15 protein-coding genes are annotated in these 21,523 nt (G+C 40.0%); 8 read left to right on the forward strand and 7 right to left on the reverse strand.

Annotation, left to right across the window (positions count from 1 at the left end):
- The first annotated feature begins 104 nt into the window (after positions 1–104).
- A complete protein-coding gene (locus H0W62_01445; GenBank protein ID MBA3647210.1) occupies positions 105–3,401 on the forward strand; it encodes a hypothetical protein in 3,297 nt (1,098 codons plus the stop codon).
- 128 nt (positions 3,402–3,529) lie between these two features.
- The gene (locus H0W62_01450) at positions 3,530–4,171 is read left to right on the forward strand and encodes a response regulator transcription factor (GenBank protein ID MBA3647211.1); all 642 of its coding nucleotides are present in this window, start codon (positions 3,530–3,532) and stop codon (positions 4,169–4,171) included.
- A 182-nt stretch (positions 4,172–4,353) separates the two neighbouring features.
- On the opposite strand, the gene H0W62_01455 is transcribed toward H0W62_01450, so the two are convergent.
- The 5 genes from H0W62_01455 to H0W62_01475 form a co-directional block, all read right to left on the reverse strand.
- Positions 4,354–5,664, reverse strand: coding sequence for a T9SS type A sorting domain-containing protein (locus H0W62_01455; GenBank protein ID MBA3647212.1), 1,311 nt, complete (start codon positions 5,662–5,664; stop codon positions 4,354–4,356).
- A gap of 66 nt (positions 5,665–5,730) precedes the next feature.
- The gene (locus H0W62_01460) at positions 5,731–8,094 is read right to left on the reverse strand and encodes a T9SS type A sorting domain-containing protein (protein MBA3647213.1); all 2,364 of its coding nucleotides are present in this window, start codon (positions 8,092–8,094) and stop codon (positions 5,731–5,733) included.
- A gap of 89 nt (positions 8,095–8,183) precedes the next feature.
- Positions 8,184–9,347, reverse strand: a complete 1,164-nt coding sequence (locus tag H0W62_01465; GenBank protein ID MBA3647214.1) for a T9SS type A sorting domain-containing protein — start codon at positions 9,345–9,347, stop codon at positions 8,184–8,186.
- Positions 9,348–9,497: 150 nt separating this feature from the next.
- Entirely contained in the window at positions 9,498–9,608 is a 111-nt protein-coding gene (locus tag H0W62_01470) for an rSAM-modified peptide (GenBank protein ID MBA3647215.1), read from the reverse strand.
- A gap of 91 nt (positions 9,609–9,699) precedes the next feature.
- On the reverse strand, positions 9,700–11,298 hold the full coding sequence (locus tag H0W62_01475) for a T9SS type A sorting domain-containing protein (protein MBA3647216.1): 1,599 nt from the start codon (positions 11,296–11,298) through the stop codon (positions 9,700–9,702).
- A 195-nt stretch (positions 11,299–11,493) separates the two neighbouring features.
- On the opposite strand from H0W62_01475, the gene H0W62_01480 reads away from it, so the two are divergent.
- The 3 genes from H0W62_01480 to H0W62_01490 all read left to right on the forward strand — a co-directional run bounded on the left by H0W62_01480 (position 11,494) and on the right by H0W62_01490 (position 15,410).
- Positions 11,494–12,852 (forward strand): hypothetical protein, encoded by a 1,359-nt coding sequence (locus H0W62_01480; protein MBA3647217.1) that lies wholly within the window; start codon positions 11,494–11,496, stop codon positions 12,850–12,852.
- Positions 12,853–12,865: 13 nt separating this feature from the next.
- On the forward strand, positions 12,866–14,671 hold the full coding sequence (locus H0W62_01485; protein ID MBA3647218.1) for a hypothetical protein: 1,806 nt from the start codon (positions 12,866–12,868) through the stop codon (positions 14,669–14,671).
- Positions 14,672–14,771: 100 nt separating this feature from the next.
- Positions 14,772–15,410, forward strand: coding sequence for a response regulator transcription factor (locus tag H0W62_01490; protein MBA3647219.1), 639 nt, complete (start codon positions 14,772–14,774; stop codon positions 15,408–15,410).
- 124 nt (positions 15,411–15,534) lie between these two features.
- Here the strand turns inward: H0W62_01490 and H0W62_01495 are convergent, their stop codons facing one another.
- Positions 15,535–16,401, reverse strand: coding sequence for a T9SS type A sorting domain-containing protein (locus H0W62_01495; protein MBA3647220.1), 867 nt, complete (start codon positions 16,399–16,401; stop codon positions 15,535–15,537).
- A gap of 76 nt (positions 16,402–16,477) precedes the next feature.
- Positions 16,478–17,338, reverse strand: a complete 861-nt coding sequence (locus H0W62_01500) for a T9SS type A sorting domain-containing protein (GenBank protein ID MBA3647221.1) — start codon at positions 17,336–17,338, stop codon at positions 16,478–16,480.
- 205 nt (positions 17,339–17,543) lie between these two features.
- On the opposite strand from H0W62_01500, the gene H0W62_01505 reads away from it, so the two are divergent.
- From H0W62_01505 to H0W62_01515, 3 genes are all read left to right on the forward strand, one after another.
- Positions 17,544–18,290 carry a hypothetical protein gene (locus H0W62_01505; protein ID MBA3647222.1) on the forward strand — a complete coding sequence of 249 codons (747 nt, stop codon included), beginning with the start codon at positions 17,544–17,546 and terminating at the stop codon, positions 18,288–18,290.
- A gap of 163 nt (positions 18,291–18,453) precedes the next feature.
- Positions 18,454–19,134: a response regulator transcription factor gene (locus H0W62_01510; protein ID MBA3647223.1), complete on the forward strand. Its 681-nt coding sequence runs from the start codon at positions 18,454–18,456 to the stop codon at positions 19,132–19,134.
- Between the two features lie 87 nt (positions 19,135–19,221).
- A complete protein-coding gene (locus H0W62_01515; GenBank protein ID MBA3647224.1) occupies positions 19,222–21,486 on the forward strand; it encodes a carbohydrate binding family 9 domain-containing protein in 2,265 nt (754 codons plus the stop codon).
- Positions 21,487–21,523: the final 37 nt, after the last annotated feature.

The following is a 21,523-nucleotide window of genomic DNA, read 5'->3' on the forward strand; positions in this document are numbered from 1 at the left end:
TCGCGAATAGCCTGTGTCAATAGCTGAATCAGGTTGAATTACACAACCACAAACAACCAATTTGAGGGGTATAAGAATTTTAAAACAACCTCTATCTTCGTTTAATGAAAGGGGTTGTAAGACAAATATCCGCGTTGCCCTCTGACTCCCTAAAGGGAAAACCTCTCACAACAATTGCAGAGGGGTTCCTCCTTCAGGAGGTCAGGAGGCTGCAAGAGCAAGTTGCTACTACGGATCTTTTTCGTACGCCAATGAAATGGAATACTGAAGTGCAAATATTTTTCAGAGCGCTCATTTATATCGTAATGCTTCTGCATTTTTCAAAATCATTCGCACAGCCATCAACTTTTCCATTTCAGCATATAGATCATCTTACAAGGCAAAATGGGCTTTCAAACAATAATGTATTTAAGATCATTCAGGATAAAAATGGGTTTATGTGGTTTCTCACCTATGATGGCTTAAACCGTTACGACGGCTATACCTTCAAAATATATCGCTACAGTCCTGAGCATGCCGATTACATCATGCAGGGCTGGTTCTCCGACATGGTGCAGGATAGCAGTGGCATCATCTGGATGGATGACACCAATGCGGGAGTGTATGCTTTTGATCCTATAAAAGAAAAATTTATTCATTACGTGCACAATCCGAAAGATGAAAATTCGCTTTGTGATGACATTAATTTTGGACTAACAGAAGTGCGAAATGGACGCATCTGGATTCCAACAGAAAATGGATTGGATGAACTTAGCACTCGAACCGGAATATTCAAACATTATCATCACATTGCCGCAGATTCTTCTTCCATCAGCAGCAATTTCGTAAGCAGCACCTGCATGGATGAAGACGGAAACTTGTGGGTGGTTACTGCAGCCGCGGGTATTGATTATTTTAATCCTGCAACGGGAAAGGTGACGCAGCACTTTAATTATGGATCCAATACCCTAATGATACCAGATGCAAATGCTGAAATTTACAGAGTTAACACAGGCAGAAACGGAAACATCTGGATCAATAGCCGCAACAACGGAATTTTTTACTACAACACCCGAACAAAATCAGTAAAACATTTGGCGGTGAACCAAAAAAATGCCGACTGGAACACCGGTGCGGGCATAGTTAATACTTATGAAGACAGTAATAGCAATCTTTGGATGGTTAATCCTAACGGAGGAATTATGTATTATGAAAGCATCAACAGAAAATACTTTCATCTCGATTCTGTTCCGGCGCTTTCAACTCAGATCGGAAGAGTAAATTGTTTTTATGAAGACCGAAGTGGAAGAATCTGGATCGGTTCAGACAATGGAGCATTTGCCCTGGATGCAAAAGGGAAAAAATTCAATCATTATTTTCATGATGCTGATAATAGAAATTCTATAGCTGACAATTATGTTTTTTCAATCTATCGTGATAGTCGGGGACAGCTTTACGTTGGGGGAGGTGGTCTCAATTTAATGGATGACAAATTTAGAAAATTCAGGCATTTGCAATTGCTTGAAAATGGGAAAAGCATTTTCGAGAATAATATGGTATGGCAGATTCGCGAAGACAGCAAAGGAATATTATGGTTTGCAACCGGAAACGGTTTGGTAAAATATGATCCGGCTACGGGAAAACATATCCGGTACTCTTACAATGTTAACGACAGCACCTCAGTGAGTGCGCAATCAGTCACGGGGATTATTGAGGATCGCAAAGGAAGATATTGGTGTACCACTTTCGGTGGTGGCTTTGATGCATTCGATCCTGCAACCGGCAAATTCAGAGCGTTTGAAGAGGGTACAGGAAAAAAAATTGTGAGTACGAATAGTTTGGGAAACTTGTTTGAGGACTCCCATGGCATCCTCTACATGGGTAGTTGGAATGGTGGCTTAGTCACCTTTAATCCGGACAGTGAAACATTTAAGATTTACCGGCATGATTTTAAAAATCCATCGTCACTCAGTTGTGATATTGTTTTTGATTTTCTGGAATCGAGAAATGGAATAGTTTGGGTTTGCACCCTTGGCGGAGGTTTGAATGCCTTCAACCCATCCAATGGAAAATGCAGATCTTTTACTACAAAAGATGGTCTTGCTGATAATGCCGTGAACAATATTGTTGAAGACGGTAATGGGAATTTCTGGCTTGGCACTGCGAATGGAATCAGTTGCTTTACGCCGCCGGCAAATCCTTTTGATTCATCCAATAAATTTCACATTCGCAATTATGATGAAAGTGACGGACTGCCGGAGAAACAAATGAATGGCTTCGATTCATTCAAAGATGATGACGGAACGATTTACATCGGAACAGAAACGGCGGGATTGATCAGCTTTAAACCCGATGAGTTAGAAAACAATGATTTTGTACCACCGGTTTACATCACTGATTTGAAACTTTTCAACAAAACGGTTTTGCCAAAAGCTGCTGATTCTGTTTTAAAGTCCCCTGCTGAATTCACCAACGAGATTAAACTTTCGTACAAACAGAACGTAATCTCCTTCGAGTTTGCTGCACTCAATTATTTCCATCCTGAAAAAAATCAATACGCATACAAGCTTGATGGCTTTGATAAGGATTGGATTTACACCGATGCTTCGAAACGTTTTGCCGATTATACCAGCCTGGATGCAGGTGAATATATTTTCGAGGTAAAGGGAAGCAACAACGATGGCGTTTGGAATAACTCTCCTGCAATGATGCAACTCATCATCACACCACCCTACTGGCAAACGTGGTGGTTCAGAGCGGGGATGGTCGTCGTCATCGCGATTGCAATCTACGGCTTGTATCGTTTTCGCTTGAGCCAGGTGATTCGATTACAACAAATCAGGAATAGGATTGCTCATGATTTACACGATGACATCGGTTCTACGCTGAACAGCATTTCTGTTTACAGCGAGTTAATTAAGAAAGACCCATTACAGCAGACTTATGCGCTAAATATGATCGGAGCAAGCTCGCGAAAAGTGATCGATGCCATGGGCGACATTGTGTGGGCTATCAATCCCGAAAACGACAGCATCGATAAAATCATTCTGCGTATGCGGGCGCTGTCGTATAACCTGCTGCGCGCGAAAAAAATTGAATACACGTTCCGCGCTGATGAAGAAATGGGTAATGTAAAGCTCTCCATGGAAAAGCGGCGGAACTTGTTTCTCATATTTAAGGAAGTGCTCAACAACGTGATCAAATATTCAGAGGCAAAGCGGTCTGAAATTCGCTTAACACATAATAATGGGACACTGAGGTTGCTTATCAGGGATGATGGCATCGGTTTCGATCCGGCAGTCAAATACAATGGTAACGGATTGAACAGCATCAGAAAAAGAGCACAGGAAATGCATGCGAAGCTAAACATTCAATCCGGTGAGGGTATCGGGACGAGTGTGGAATTAATTGTGAAGGCATGAAGTTGTCTTCGCTGCCTCCTAACCTCATAAAGGAGGAACCACTCCCGCTGCCGGATGTGCGCAGGGGTTCTCCCTTCAGGGAGTTAGAGGGTAACGTAGGCGAGCGAGAGAATAATTTGAAAAATGCCATGAAAGAGATTAGAGTCGCCATATTCGAAGATAATCAGAACTTGCGGGAGGGATTATTCAATCTCATCAAAGCAAGCGAGGGATTCACGTGTGCAGGAGCATTCGCCAATTGCGAGCGTGTGATCGAGAACATTGAAGAGACATTGCCTGATGTGGTACTGATGGATATTCAGCTTCCGGGGATCAGCGGTATCGATGCTGTGAAGATGATCAGGGAAAAATTTCCCGATATCAGGATACTGATGGAAACCATTTTTGAAGAAGATGAAAAAATTTTCCAGTCCATCTGCAATGGCGCCCAGGGATATATTTTGAAAAATACTCCACCTGATGATATACTGGCTTCCATAAAAGAAATTCATGAAGGCGGTGCACCGATGACGCCGATCATTGCGAGCAAAGTGCTGAAGATGTTTAAATACAATTTAGCAGGAGAAACGCAGGATGAATTCAATCTTACTTCCCGCGAGAAGGAAATGTTAAAATGCCTTGTTGACGGTATGAGCTACAAGTTGATTGCAGACAGCTGCTTCATCAGCATTGACACCGTGAACGGACACCTCAAGAATATCTACAAAAAACTTCAGGTGCATTCAAAATCGGAGGCTGTAGTGAAAGCAATTAGAGGGAAGATTGTGTGACAAAAAATAACTTTACAGGTTGGAGAAGCTGTAAGGTTATTGCTTAGAAAATTATTTGGTTACACTTAACCGAATCGTTTCGCTTTGATCTGCTGTTTGCATTTTCAAAAAATAAATTCCCGCACTTACTGGATTTCCGTTTTCATCAGTTGTATTCCATTGCAGTTGATGATTTGTTATCCTTATTGTTTTAGAAATTTATCTTCAAAATTTTGGTCTGAAGTTTTCACTGTTATAAGATACATCCCCATAGGCAATTGGCTCACATCAACTGGAGTATTGAGGCGAGAGTCTTGGGCATTGAGTTTTTCCGAATAAACTATTTGACCAAGAAGATTTGTGATTTGTAATTCCGCTTTTTCTTTCAATGAAAATGAAAGTGTGATTTTATCGAAAGCAGGATTAGGGCTAAGCTTCATAAAATTTGAAAATGCGTTTTCAGAAATGCCCAATAGTAATACACTATAGCAAATAGAAGTATCCGTGCATCCGTTTTGAATGATTTGTACTGCATAACTTCCGCTTTGTGTTGCTGTAAAGCTTTGATCGGTTGCTCCTGGAATCGGAAGCATCGTGTTACAATCAATCCATTGATAGGAAGCATTCGTTGCATTGGCTTTTATGGTGTTGTCCTGAAGAGTTACCGAAATGATAACTGTTTTGACAGTAACCGGTACAGTAGCATACTCACTACAACTATTTGCGGTATCACGAATCTCAACCGTATAGTTTGTGAGTTGCGTCGGACTTACAACAATGCTTGCCGTAGTTTCGCCTGTGTTCCATAAATACGAAATTCCACCCGTAGCAGTAAGGGTTGTGCTATCACCAGCACAAACAGAGCTATTTCCATCAATACTTATAGGAAAACTACAGGTAGTTTCTCCCGCAAGAATGGATGAATCAGGAACGCTATTAAATGCATAATCCTTTACTGTGAAATTAATTGCATTAGTACCGATATCTAAGCGAATCCATCCGTAAAACACTTGTGAGCCGGCATGAAGCCTCAGAGCAATATATTTATTGGTTCTACCATGATGCCAATGACCCGAATAGGTGGACACCCACAAATAAAAACCCAGGTAATGATTATAAGTGCAAAAAGTAGCTTCTGATGTTGCTATATTTTGGTTCGCATTGATTTTCCAGAGGTATGCCCTGTTATCGATTAACGAAGCCGGGTAAACAACAGCAGGTAATTCATCGGTAAAATCACATCCCACTTCATTTGAATTAAAGGATGTAATTCTTATATAACGATTTATACCATAAAATAGCCCGCATTTGGTATTTGTTTGGGACGTTGTGTAAGTGAGATCAAAATCATTGATGCCATCATTATTCAAATCCAAATGATACAATGAACCATTCGTATTAAATGTTTGGTCCGGATTCACATCTGTATAAACAATCTGCGCATTTGCAAACTGAAAGAAGCAACTGAGTGCGAGAATCAGAATGCTGTTGATTAAAAGTGTATTTGTTTTCATAGGTTAGAATTTGTATTAAGAAGGCAGTAGTCAGTGTCTCTTATTCTGACTACTGGCTACTCTTTTTTATTTTACCACCGACAATTGAATCGTTTCCGTTTGATTCGCTGTATGCATTTTCAAAAAATAAATTCCGGCACTTACTGCATTTCCATTTACATCAATTGCATCCCATTGTAGTTGATGAGTGCCTTCATTTATAATTTTATTGGCAAGAATTTTTATCACTCTTCCAGTTACATCATAAATAATGATCGAAGTTTTTTCAGTTGCGGGAAGAGAAAAGGAAATAATAGTAGAGTTAAAGAACGGATTAGGATAAGTTAGGATTTCCGACTGTTGAGTATAGTTAAATATACCTGTCGATTTGCCACAACTATCTCCTGCATGTATTGGCATATTGGCCACACTATTGTAAGCATAATCCTTGATTGTAACACTCGAACCATTAAATCCAAGGCTAAAGCGTACCCATCCGTATAAAGTATCATTGCCCGATTTTATTCTTATTCCAAAATATTTATCTGTGACCCCATAGTAAGAACCATAGTATGAAACCATGCAGGTGGGACTTGGTAAGCCGCCGCAAATATAGGCAGCGCTTGCAAATATCTGCTCCGTACTTTCATTCCAATTGACAGAACCATCATTGATAGGCTCACCAGAGTCAATTACTCTTACATTCAAGCTTTGCGGTATACCCTCAATCGCATTGCCAACTTCCGGACTAATTATAGAAGTATAGTTGGTATCTCCCAAACAGCATGAACCTGCTATAGTTTCATTATGACTAAGAAGGAAGTCAGTAACCCCATCATTGTTCAAATCAAGCTTGTAAGTTTCACCGTTATTGTTCAGGTTCACATCAGGATCAACATCAGTGCAAACAATTTGCAGATCGCTTGGGGGGATGAAATAAACAGCTTTACTAACTGAACTGCATTGGAATGAATCGGTTGCAATCACCGTGTAATAACCTACTTGAGGAGGAGTATAACATTGATTCGTTGCTCCAAGAATATTAACATCATTGAGTTGCCATTGATAGACCAGGTTAGCCGAAGTGCATAATTCATTAGCGCTCACTGAAACAGTAGGAAAAGAACATGCTCCGAGCTTGACTACCCAGTAATCATACGTTCCGTGATTCCCGCTTACATCATCATCATTTGAGAAAGACGCTCCTGCTATGGAGTAGCCATTATCACTCGTTTGAATAATTGAGAAACATTCGTCAGTAGTTGTTCCACCAATACATTTTTGCCATTGTATATTCCCAATAGAATCAATCTTCACAAACCAATAATCATCATCTCCATGATTGCCGGATACATTATCATTATTGGACTGCGTATATCCTCCAACGGCATATCCTCCTTCTGACGTTTTAATTAATGAATTTGCAACATCATACCCACTCCCTCCAAAGTTTTTCTGCCATAGGAGGTCTCCGATACTATCAAGTTCTACAACCCAATAATCGCTTGCACCATAATTAGCCGTTACATTACCGTCATTCGAATTAGTTGTTCCTGCAACAATGTAATTTCCATTGTTAATTACAATTGATGTTGCGTAATCACCAGAACTTCCTCCAAGTGATTTCTGCCATTGAATATTCCCAATGTTATCAATCTTCACAATCCAGTAGTCTATGTCTCCATTATTGCCGGTCACATCACCATCGCTGGATGAGGAAGAGCCGGTGAAAATATAACCATAATCATTCGTTTGTATAATTGAATTTGCAAAATCGTCCTCACTTCCTCCAAAACATTTTTGCCACTCGATTTCTCCCACGCTGTCTATCCTCACGATCCAGCAATCTGCGTTACTGCCATCATAGCCGTGAAGTCCAGTTACATCTCCATCATTCGATTCAGTTCCACCTGCTATTATAAACCCACCGTCGCTAGTCTGAATAACAGATTGAGCAAAATCACTGTAACTTCCACCGAGCGACTTCTGCCATTGAATATTGCCCGTAGAATCCAACTTCACAATCCAATAATCTTCCGATCCGTACGATCCATGATTGCCAGTTACATCTCCATCATTTGATGAGGAAGTACCCGCGACAATATAACCACCATCCGTTGTTTGCCGAAGGGAAGAAGCATGTTCATCGCCACTCCCACCAAGGCATTTCTGCCACTGAATAGCTCCGTAGTTATCTAACTTCACAATCCAATAATCGCCGGAGTAAGATCCGCCATGGTTGCCCGTCACATTTCCATCATAAGAATTTGAATTTCCTGCTACGGCATATCCACCATCTGTTGTCTGTATAATTGAATAGGCCCAATCATAACCATAACCACCCAGAGATTTCTCCCATTGTATTGTTGGCACTTGTGCATTGGCAAATCGGATAAAGCAGCTAAGGACAATAATAAAAATACTGAGAGGTAATCTTGTTGAACTTTTCATCGTAATAATTTTTTGTAGTTAAAGGTTTTAGCATTAAAAGATAGTAGCCTGTAGTCTTTTTGTGCCACTGCTGGCTTCTGACTACTTTTTTATTTCATCACACTTAATTGGATCGTTTCGCTTTGATCCGCTGTTTGCATTTTCAAAAAATAAATTCCATCACTTACTGTGTTCCCATTTACATCGATTGCATTCCATTGCAATTGATGAGCACCTTCATCCATTATTTCATTAACAAGTGTTGTTACTAATCTTCCCGTTACGTCATAAATTTTCAGCGAGACGTTTTCTGATTGAGCAAGTGTAAATGAAATGGTAGTTGAATTTGAAAATGGATTCGGATAAATTTTCAGTGATTTGCTTTGAGCAACTGTTTCAACAGGGTCCGTTAAGCGGCAATCAACGGTTACTTTTATTTTTGATGAAGTAGCTGAGCAAAGATTGAAATCATCACTCACAATTACTTTGTAGCTGCCGGCTTTGTGTGCAGTGTAAGATGATGTTGTAGCTCCTGAAATATTTTTCTTTCCCTTTTGCCATTGATACGATAGGCCGGTTCCCGTATTAGCAGAAGAAAGAACAACACTTCCACCCTTACAAAAAGTAGTAGAACCATTTGCAGTGATAGCAGCTTGTGGCGGACAGGTTTGTCCGGTGAGAATCGATTGTTTCGGAACAGCGTTGTAAGCATAATCCATAATAAAGAAATATCCAGCAACGATATCAACCCTCAAACTTGCCCAACCATAATATGTTGAAGAGTTGACCTTAACTTTCAGACCTAAATACTTATCCGTGTTACCTGAACCCCAATCCCCAGTTAAAATGCCGGCAGCAAAGCACTTACCAAAGGAGCAAAGTGCTGTTACAGAGTATTGACCCATCGTGTCCTTCTGGCTCGACCACGACAGTGACTTTGAATCTATTAATGTGCCCAAGTCAAGTGCGGAACTACCAACGTTAGAGCCGACTTGATTGTTTGAAAGCGGCTGAATTGACAGGATATGAGTTGTTCCTGTTGCACTGCCACAAGTACCGCAAGAGACTGTTTTTGTGCTTGAGGTCCATGTAATTGTGAAATCATTAATGCCATCGTTGTTCAAATCGAGATTGTAAGTTCCGGTTATAATTGAATCAGGATTTACATTGCTGTAAACAATTTGTGCTTTTGCAAACTGTCCGAAGGACTCCGACAGGAGAAAAATTGCGCTGAGAGCAAGAATCAAAATGCTATTCGGTAAAAATGTTTTCATTCTATTGCGGTTTATTTATTAGTCGTTAAAAAATAGCTTCTATTAGCATGTGTGATGACCGGGCTTATAACAAGTTGCCTGACCATGAACTTTATGACAAGTAGTACGTGTGGCTAGACAGGTAAATAATGTTTGGCAGCCCTGGCCGCATTAAGGAGTTTCTGAAAGTACTGTTCCTCCAACCTGTCGATTCATTTCCGATGAAGTAAGATTGGATATGGACATTTTGTTAAGCTGCAATTTTTTGATTTGCTTTTTCATTGTTTTTAGTTTTTAAATATTAAGAAGTCAGTATTCAGAAGACAGTTCTCAGTTGGAAAATCTCTTCTGACTTCTGTCTCCTGACTATTTTTTATTTCACCACCATCAACTTTTCTGTCTGTGAAAAATCTTGTGATTGAATTTTTAGGAGGTATATCCCTGCGCTCACCGCATCTCCGTTTTCATCACGCGCATCCCAGGTGAAAGTATATGTGCCCCCGCTCATTGCATCTTGCGCAAGTGTGCGAATTAATCTTCCGTCCACATCAAAAATTTTCAGCGAAACATTTTCTGATTGCGGAAGAGAAAATGAAATAGTAGTTGATTGGGTGAATGGGTTCGGTGAATTATTCAGTGCGGTTATTAACGTGACGTCGTTTTTGCTCTTTTTCATTTCAACACACGGCGCAAATTTTACCAGCCAGGTATCATAATCACCATGGTTATTTTCTACATCACCGTCTGTGGAAGCTGTCACGCAGTCAATAATCAGTTTACCATTCCCAATTTCAACGCCTGAAAGTGCATCGTCCTCATCACTGCCGCCAAAGATGGTTTGCCATTGCTTGGCTCCATTAAGATCCATTTTAATAGCTATAGCATCGAGAGTTGGATTTACATAGGACGTTCCGGTAGTCCCTAATGCTACTACGCCTTCGTCAGAAGTTGCAAATATTCCGTATGCCGTTACCTCTGGATTTCCCGTAAAACTTTTATTCCAGATAATACTGCCGGTACCGGAATTAATTTTCACTATCCAGGCAACGAATAAACCATTGTTTCCGGTTACGTCGCCATCATCAGAATTGCTTCCATTGGCAATCACTATATTTCCATCCTGAGTCCGTGCTAATGCATTTTGAAATTCATCACCTGAACCGCCCAGCGATTCAGACCATTGAATATTCCCGTTCTTATCCAGTTTCACTACCCATGAATCCTGCCCGCCATGGTTATGGCTTACATCACCATCACTGCTTAATGTAGTACCGGAGAAGATATAGCCTCCGCTAACAAGTGCCAAGCCGGAAGCATCATCATAGGCGCTGCCACCATAAGTGTGCTGCGAGAAAATTTTTCCAACGGATGAAATTTTCACAATCCATGCATCGTAATCACCATGATTGTTCGTGACTTCGCCATCAGTGGAGTTAGTGAATGCAGAAAAAATATACCCGCCCACTGAATTTTGAAGGATAGCTCCTCCGGAACCGTTATCATCTCCGCTGCCACCGTAGCATTTCTGCCATTGTATGGTACCTGAAGCATCTACCTTAATAACCAGGACATCCTGGCCCCCGTGATTGCCGCTGATATCTCCATCGTTGCTATAGGTATACCCTTTAGCAATAAAGCCACCGTCGTCAGTTTCCAGCACACTGAAAAATTCATCTTCGGCAGTTCCTCCATACGTATGTTTCCATATGATTGCCCCCGATAAGCTGTATTTAACAAGAAAGGCATCAGAACCATTGCCAGGCGGAACATTAAAATCACCATCGGTAGAATTGGTAATCCCGCAAAGAACGTAACCATCAGACACTTTAATCATGTTATCAGATTCATCATAGCCGCTGCCACCGAGTGTTCTCTGTTTAGTGAGGCAAGTTGCTTGTGCATCTGCAAATTGGAAGCAGCAACTTAGCGTGATAAACAAAATGCTGTTGAGTAAAAATTTTTGTGTTTTCATACTGATTGTTTTTTAAGTGAAAAAATAGATTGCAGTTTACGATGACAAAGGTCCCTCCATTACACACTGCTTCGCAATAGCATACTTGTGTTGAAGTGAGCCCGTTTATTGATTGATGAAGAAGGAATACCACATACTTGTGTGGGTACAAGGCTATATGAATGGGCTTATCTTTGATTGATCTAATTGGTCAATGTGAGAAGGTTAAAACCATGGGTAAAGAGGATCTCTGCTTTCATCCTGATAGCTATCGTAATGAACGAGATGGCAAACCTTTGCCAATCGCAAAGTGTAAATATCCCCCCGCTTAAATTTGATCACATCACCACGGAATCAGGGCTCTCTAATAATGCCGTGTTCAGGATCATACAAGACAAAAATGGATTTTTGTGGTTCCTTACCTTCAATGGCCTCGATCGCTATGATGGCTGCTCGTTTAAGAATTACAGTTACTCTCCCGAACACTCGGATTATATCATGCCGGGTTGGTTTATCAGCATGGAAGAAGATAGTAGCGGTATGTTCTGGATTGGCGACGGCAATGCAGGCATATATTCTTTCAATCCCATTGCTGAAAAATTCACGCGCTACATTCATCAGCCGGGCAATGAGAATTCTTTGAGCGATGATCAGATTCTTAGTATTGTGATCAGGAAAAACGGCCATATCTGGATACCCACCATACAGGGCCTCGATGAATTAAACCCTCACACCGGAATTTTCAAACATTACTTACACAAGCAAGGTGATTCCACTTCCATCAGTAATAACTGTGTGGTCAGCATTTGTGAAGATGAAGAAAATAATTTGTGGTTGATGACGGCATCGCCAGGCGTAGATTATTTCAATCCCGGGACTGGTAAGGTGATGAATCATTTTATTTACGGTTCCGCTTCTTTAGTCACCAGTGATCTTAATTCAGGAACATTCGCAATCAATCAAGGTAAAAACGGAAACATTTGGATTGGAAGCCGCGACAACGGCCTTTTTTGTTATAATACGCGTACAAAAAATGTGAATCATTTTTTACATCATGAAAATGATTCATTCTCGATTTCCGACAATGCTGTTTCGAATACGTTTGAAGACAAGGAAGGAAACTATTGGATTGGAATGTTTAATGGTGGTCTGGATTATTACGATCACACGTCGGAAAAATTTTCTCACTTCAATGAAATAAAATATCTTTCGTCGTCTCTTGGCGGAGTGCACCAGGTTCTTGAAGATCCCAGTCATAAAATATGGATTGCATGCGATAATGGAATTTTTACTGTTGATCCTCAGAATAAAAAATTTCAACGTTATCAACATTCAGATGACGATTCGTATTCTCTATCTAATAATTTCGTCAGTTCCTTTTACCGCAGCAGCCAGGGACAATTTTATGTTGGAACAGCCAACTTAGATCTGGCTGATGATTCATTAAAAAAATTTGATCGTTTTTCTTTATTGGAAAACGGAAAAAATATCCAGGACAATAGTGGTGTTTGGAACATTTATGAGGATAGAAAAAGGGTTCTCTGGTTTGCCACCGGCAATGGTTTAGCATCTTAATCCTGTTACCAAAGTGCATCATTGGTACCTTTACGATTCTCGCGATTCCAACACTGTAAGTGCGCAGAGTGTAACTGGCATTATTGAAGACCGTAAGGGGAGATACTGGTGCACTACATGGGGAGGCGGGTTTGACGCATTTGATCCTCGCAGCGGGAAATTCCGGTCGTTCAAGGTTCATGCTGGTACGAACTCCATCAGTACAAATCTTGTGGGTGGATTGTTTGAAGACTCACGAGGTATTTTATATATGGGAAGCGACAACGGAGGATTGATAACCTTTGATCCTGATAGTGAGAAATTCAAGGTTTACCGGCACGATGCAAATGATCCATCTTCCATCAGTTGCGATTTTGTTGAGGGAAGTTTTGCTGAAACAAAATCAACGGCCCCGGATCATTCCGGTAGCTTCATCTGGCTTACAACTAATGGAGGAGGCATAAATGCGTTTGATCCTTTAACAGGCAAGTTCAGAGCATTTACTACCAGGGATGGGTTAAGCACCAATGATGTGGTAACAATTGTAAAAGATAACAATGGAGATTACTGGCTCGGAATATTCAAGGGCATCAGTTGCTTCACCCCTCCAAAAGATCCGTTTGATCCAAATTGTAAAATTCATTTTCGCAACTATGATGTGAGTGATGGATTACCTGCCGACGACATAAACAATTTCGCAACCTACAAAGACATCGATGGAAGAATTTTTTTCGGCACGTACCGGCAAGGCATGTTTTGTTTTTACCCTCAGGATCTGAAAGACAACGAGTACCTGCCTCCGGTGTTTATCACTGACTTCAGACTGTTCAATCAATCCGTGATTGCAAATGATTCCACCCGGCTTTTATCATCTCCGATTGAAGACACCAAACAGATAGAACTTTCTTATCGGCAGAATGTTATCTCTTTCACTTTCGCCTCACTCAATTACATTCACCCCGAAAAAAATCAGTACGCCTACAAGCTCGATGGTTTTGATAGAGACTGGACTTACACTGATGCTTCGAAACGCTTTGCCAATTATACCAATCTCAATGCAGGCGAATATACTTTCGAAGTAAAAGGAAGCAACAATGATGGTGTATGGAATGAAACACCGACCACCCTTCATCTCATCATCACCCCGCCATACTGGCAAACGTGGTGGTTCAGAATGCTGCTGATTAGCTTGATCGGTGGAATTATTTATGCACTCGTCCGCAATCGGATGAATCAGGTTGTAAAGCTGCAGCGAATCAGGAATAAAATTGCAAGTGACCTTCATGATGATGTTGGATCTACATTAAGTAGTATTTCTATTTTTAGTGAATTGGCAAAGCAGCAATCAAAGGAGGTAAGTCCGCTGCTCGATCAAATAGGAGAGCATTCGCGAAAAATGCTCGATACTATGGCGGACATTGTATGGACGATCAATCCTGAGAATGATAATTTTGAAAAAATAATCTTGCGTATGCGCTCATTCGCGTACAATCTCCTTGGTGCAAAAAATATAGCTTTCGAATTCGATGCCGATGAATCTATCAACAAGCTGAAGTTGCCAATGGAGGTTCGCAAAAATCTGTTCCTCATCTTTAAAGAAGCGGCAAATAATATGGCAAAGTATTCCGAAGCGAGCCGCGCACTCTTCTCTGTTAAATATTCCAATCACCAGATAAAATTTATGATTCGGGATAATGGGAATGGATTTGATGAAGCCACCATAGAAAGAGGCAATGGATTGAATAATATGAAGCGTCGCGCAAAAGAAATCGGTGCTCAATTATTGATTGAATCGGGAGTCGGCAGCGGAACAAGTGTCGAATTAATTTTACAAACCTAAGCAGTGGCATTGTCATTCCGAAAAAAAATGTACAGCAATATGTCAGTTTCTCGAAGCATTTTTCTCAGTGATGATCACACCATGCCCTAAACTTTAAACAGTGGATATCAACGTTACCATATTTGAAGACAATGACAGCTTGCGTGAGGGATTATTTCAACTGATCAATGGTTCTATAGGATACAAATGTGTTGGCGCTTACCCTGATTGTGATCATATAATAAGAAGAATCGAAAATCATTTTCCGGACGTGGTTTTGATGGACATCGAGCTGCCGGGTATTTCGGGTATCGAAGCCGTGAAAATTCTGAAGGAAAAATACCCGGTTTTAAAAATTTTAATGCAGACAATTTTTGAGGAAGACAACAATATTTTTAATTCTATTTGTGCAGGCGCGTCCGGATATATTTTAAAAAATACCCCACCAGCACGTATTCTTGAATCTATTCGTGAAATTTATGAAGGCGGTTCCCCTATGACGCCCTCTATTGCCAATAAAGTGCTTCAGATGGTGCAAAGCAGGTCACCGGTATTTGATTCGAAATCTTTCCAGCTGACAGATCGCGAGAAGGAGGTGCTTACCTGCCTGGTAAAAGGCATGAGCTATAAACTGATTGCCGATGCTTGTTTTATCAGCGTGGACACAGTGCGCGGGCACATCAAGAATATCTATGAGAAACTGCAGGTGCATTCGAAAAGTGAAGCGGTGGCGAAGGCAATAAGAGGGAAGATTGTGTGAGGCTTCTTTTGAGTAGGGGCTGGGGTGAGGTCAGGGGCAATGGCAAAAGCATCGTGAGGGAAGATTGTTTGATGAAAAATAACCTCACAAGATTTAGAAAATCTGTAAGGCTAATTCCTAAAAACTATCTCATCAGATTCAAACAAATAGTTTCACTTTTATTTGCTGTTTGTAGCTTCAGCAAATAAATTCCGTTACCTACATCATTTCCGTTTTGATCAGTTGCATCCCATTGCAGCTCATGTGTACCTGTGTTTATAACTTCATCAGCCAGAATTTTCACAATCCTTCCGGTTAAATCATAAATGAGGATTGATGTTTTCTCTGATACAGATGTTGAAAATGAAATACGGGTTACATGCTGAAAGGTATTGGGTGAAACAGCAATGGAAGAGAAGATTTTAATTTGATGAATATCTGTTATAACCGCGCCTGTATCTCCTGCAAGAATGGACTGATTCGGAATACTGTTATAGGCATAATCGAAAAGTGTAATACTGAACGGATCAGCAACTTTTATTTTTACCCAGCCATAATAATAATAACCTTTCCAATTAAGGCGTAGTGCAGCATAGGAAGTGCTTTGACTCCAGAAGCCAATCGGAGGAGGGCATTGACAGCCGAACTGGTGCGTAAAACAACTACGTGAATACAAGTCGCTACCATCTGTCCAAAATAAGGTGCTATCTATTACATTCAATTCAAGTTTTTTTACACCTTCGCCTGTTTCCCCTATTGAATCTACCACTTCATTTAGTGTATCTCCAAGTGATACACTGAAGTTTGTACCATTACAACCTGTAGCTTTTGCTAAGTTGAAGTTAAAATCTACTGTTCCATCATTATTTAAATCCAAGGGATAAATTCCGGTTGCACTCAATTTAAAATCAGGCGTCACATTAGTATACACGATCTGCCCTCTTACTATTTGAAAAAAGAAACTGAGTGCAATAATCAAAATGCAGTTGAATAAAATAGTTTTTGTTGTCATGATTAAAGTTTTAGTATTAAGAAGTCAAAAGCCGTTATTCAGTAAAAAGTAGTTCTCTCCAATGATGATTACTTTTTTATTTCATCACCGACAAACGAATCGTTTCACTCTCATTCACTGTCTGCATTTTCAAAAAATAAATTCCATCGCTTGCTTCATTTCCATTTTCATCAATTGCATTCCATTGGATTTGATGAATGCCCGCACTCATGGTTTCATTTGCAAGAATTTTTATTATCCTTCCGGTAACATCATAAATGATAATAGAAGTTTTTTCAGTTTGAGGCAGTGAAAAGGAAATGCGGGTTATATGCTTAAATCCATTTGGTGAAACAATAAGGGAAGTGAAATTTTTTATATAATGTATGTTGGTTGCAATTGATCCGGTATCTCCGGCAAGAATGAATTGATTGGGAATGCTGTTGTAGGCGTAATCATAAATAGTGAATTTGCCAATACTGATAACTATATTCAATCGTGCCCACCCGTAAAAATATTGACTTCCAATTTTAAATTTCAATGCCAGATAACCATCAGACGATGTACCCCAGGCGCCGTTTGGTGGTCCACAAAGACCAGTGGCTCGGTTATGGATTTCTTTCTCCAGATTCAGATGTGTAATTGATGTCCATGTAAGGTTGCTATCAATTACCTGATTAAGATTCAACTTTGTTTTTTCTGAATTAAGCGGATTTAAATTGAGCGAAACCAGACTTATTTTAGGACAAAGTATTCCATCTTGAGCAATCAGAAAATCCGCGATTCCATCATTGTTTAAATCCAAATTGTAAGAGCCAGCATAATATGATTGATCAGGGTTTACATCTGTATAAATAATTTGCGCTTTTGCAAATTGGCTGAGTAACTCCAATTGGAGAAAAATGGAGCACAGTGCAATAATCAAAATATAATTGCATAATCGCGTTGAAGGTTTCATTTTGGTTTTTTTACGAAATAAAGATCGCTTCTTAAACAACTTTTGTCAATACCAGAAAGGGGTTTCTTTTTTAATTAAAACGCCAATTATCCCCCCAGTTTCTGGGGTGCAAAACTGTCTTATTAAGTGGTAGATTTGATTCAGTATGAGCGATAATTCATGGATTAAATGTTGGGGTTTTTTTTCTGCTGCATTTCTTTTTTCAATGCACTCATATCCTCAATTATCAGTAGCTCCGCAGTTTGATTTCCGGCAGATCATTGCAGATCAAGGGTTGTCAAGTAATGCGCTATGCTCCATGTTACAGGATAAAAATGGGTTTCTCTGGTTCCTCACTCGCCAGGGGCTCGATCGATACGATGGCTATACCTTTAAAAAATATTGCTATAGCATGGACCATCCCGATTATCTCGTCTCGGGCGATTATGATGATATGGTGCAGGATAGCCAGGGCATCATTTGGATTGGAGCTAATGAAACTGGTGTCTGGAGCTTTGATCCCGTGGCTGAAAGTTTCAAACATTATCTGCATGAACCCGGTAATTCCAATTCGGTGAGCGATGATGGAACTACTTCAATAACGGTTGACAAAAAAGGAAAGGTGTGGATCGCCAATTACAAGGGATTGGATGAACTGGATCCACGGACCGAAAATTTCAAACATTTCTATCACCTTAACGGGGACAGCAGTACCATCAGCAATAGTTTTGTAAAGCGCATCTGCACTGATGACGACGACAACCTTTGGATTGTTACAGCAGCACCGGGAATAGATTATTTCAATTCGCTCACAGGCAAAATGATTCATCATTTTAATTACGGTTCCACTGAATTCAGCACAGACAAAGCGTGTAGCGTGAGTTCTGGAAAGAACAATAACATCTGGATCGGCAGCACAATGCCAGCAGAGCCGCATTTTATTTGCATCATTCGGATCACACCATTCGATTAGAAGTTCGCGACAATGGAAACGGCTTCAGCACTGAGCACATAAATAGAGGTAACGGAATTATAAACATGAAAAAGCGCGCTGAGGAAATCAAGGCTACGTTTATGATTGAATCGAAGCCCGGAGAAGGAACAACCGTTAATTTGAATTTTAAAGCAGGCTAAAAATGAACATTAAGGTCGCCCTTTTCGAAGATAATGATCGGTTACGTAAAGGACTTCAGCTATTGATTGACGGATCAAAGGGATTTAGGTGCGTAGGTGCATTTCCAAATTGCAGTAATCTTATTGAAAACATACGTGAATTAAATCCTGACGTGGTACTGATGGATATCCAGATGCCGGGAATCAGCGGCATTGATGGTGTAAGGATGATCAAAGAAAATTTTCCAGAGATAAAAATATTGATGCAAACGATTTTCGAAGAAGATGAAAAAATATTTGCTTCTATATGCAATGGCGCCGAGGGCTATATTTTGAAAAATACCCCACCGGCTTTGTTGCTCCAATCCCTTCGGGAACTCTATGATGGCGGCGCGGAAATTCTGGAGGCAATAAGAGAAATTCATGAAGGCGGAAGCCCCATGACACCATCCGTTGCTAACCGTGTTTTGAAGATGGTAAAAAATAAATCTATTGAATTATATCCTGATTCATTCGATCTCACCAGGCGTGAGACAGAGATTTTATCGGGTCTTGTGAAAGGCATGAGCTACAAAATGATTTCCGATGCCTGCACCATTAGCATGGACACAGTTAGCATGCATATAAAAAATATATACAGGAAACTGCAGGTGCATTCAAAATCAGAGGCAGTAGTGAAGGCGATCAGAGGTAAAATTGTATAAAAATTGCATCTAAGTTTTAAATTGAAGTAGTAATAGCTTTACAAAAAAGAATTGTGTAAAAAATATTCAATTTCATATCTTCAATAGATGAAGCTGAAAATTTTTTGTTCCCTATTAATCCTTAATGTCACGGTACACAAAACTGCTTACTGTCAGCAGCAGCCTTATCATCCTCTGCGAATCACAAATGCTATTACGCTGGATGGAAAATTAGATGACCCCGCCTGGAATCGCGCTGATGTGGAAAATGATTTCATGCAGACAGATCCAAACCCCGGTGCAGATCCCTCTGAAAAAACCGAAATGCGTATCTTGTATAATGATGAATACATGTATGTGGGTTTCCGTTGCTATGAAAGTGAGCCCGACAAAATCATCCGGTTAGGATTGGAGCGGGATTTTTCTCTGGGAAGTGATGATGGAACTTCCTTTCTTATAGATACTTACCACGATAAAAGTTCGGCAGTGGTTTTTGCTACTAATACACTAGATGCAAGATGGGATACACAAATTTCCAATGATGCCCTTACCGAAAATGATTCCTATAACACTTTCTGGGATGTCGCTTCACATATTGATTCACTGGGTTATACGACTGTATACCGGATTCCTTTTTCATCGTTGCGGTTTGAATCAGCATCAATTGTAACCATGGGCTTTCGTGTAGCCCGCTATGTAAAGCGTAAAAGCGAATTAACCACTTTTCCAAAGCTTGATCCTAAAACTCAAAATGGATGGATCAATGTTTCCTATGCAAGGGATATGGTGTTATATAACCTGAAAAGCAGGAAGCCATTCTATATCACCCCTTATATTATTGCTAATTATTCCGAAGAAAACCAGCTGAACGAAACAGGGACCGGCTATACTAAAAATTCTGAGCTGATTACACAGAAAAACTTTGTAGACAATAAAGCATTCGATAAAATTTTAAGTAATATAGGAGTAGATGTCAAGTATGGATTAAGCAAAAATTTTACCCTCGATCTTTCACTTAATACTGATTTTGCACAGGCTGAAGTGGATGACCGTATTATTAATTTAAGCAGGTTCGAAGTAAATCTGCCTGAGAAAAGAAGTTTTTTTCTCGAGTCAGCGCATTACCTGAGCTATGGTTTTCCTTCGGGAAATGAGCTTTTCATATCACGAACCATTGGAAATGAAAATGGTGTGATCGTTCCTATTATTGCAGGTGCAAGGGTTACCGGAAAAAGCAATGGATGGCAGATAGGAATGCTGGATATGCAGACAAAAGGAATTGGGGCTGAAGCTGTTGCCCCGCATAATTTTTTTGTCTTCAGAACCAGGAAGGATATTGATTCGCTGGGAAGCTTTATAGGCGGCATCTTTACTAATAGAATCAATACAGATTCAAGCCATTTATCGAACCAAATAATAGGGTTAGACTTTGTTAAAAGATTAAATCAGCAATTGGCAATTGAAGGCGGAATAGCAAGCACATTAATAAATTTTAATTTTCATCCGCGCACAGATATTTATTACCAGGCAGGCATATTTAAGAATGTTAATGAGGGGTTTAATTTTGCGGCTTATTTTGATGTGGTCGGGAAAAACTTCTATCCGGTTACAGGGTATCTGGATGAAAATAACTATGCTTCATTCACCGGAAACCTGGGATATCAATATACCGCTAAGCCGCAGAGCCTTGCTGAATACTGGTATATTAACATGCACAATAGTTACCGGCTGAAGCTCTCTTCAGGAAGCCGTGAAATACTATCTACCAATATTTTTCCGGGAATAACATTTAAGAATGGGGCAGATATCAATTTTTCTTTGTTTGAATATACCATTGACTCGCTTTCCTATAATTGGTTTTTGAATGATCGGAATGCAATTGCTGCCGGGGTTTATAAAATGTTTAATAATACCATTAACCTTAGTTCTCCACAACAATCGAAATATAATGCAGATGTAACAATGACTTATGGTGGCTTTTATGGTGGTAAACGATTTTATTTTTCACCCAACATTCGCTATTCCTTCAATAAGCATTTCAATGTAGGAATAACATACGAATACAATCACATTCTATTTAAAAAATACTTATATGATGCGGTGCATACTACTTTTGAAAGCAATTTAGTCCGGTTAAACATTGCATATCTGATCTCAATAAAATTCTCCTTAAAAGTTTATACACAGTACGATGATCTTAGCCATTCCCTAAGCAGTAATCTTCGCTTTCGCTACAATCCTGAAGAAGGTACGGATCTCTTCCTCGTGATTAACCAGGGATTAAATACTGCACGGAATCGTTTAGATCCCCATTTGCCCATTGTAAATTCTCAGGCAATAACCATTAAGTTTTTGAAGACGTTTGGTATTTAACAGTTATAGGCTGTTATCCCTTCGAGAAAAAATGCGA

The organism is Chitinophagales bacterium (assembly GCA_013816805.1).
GTDB lineage: Bacteria > Bacteroidota > Bacteroidia > Chitinophagales > UBA10324 > MGR-bin340.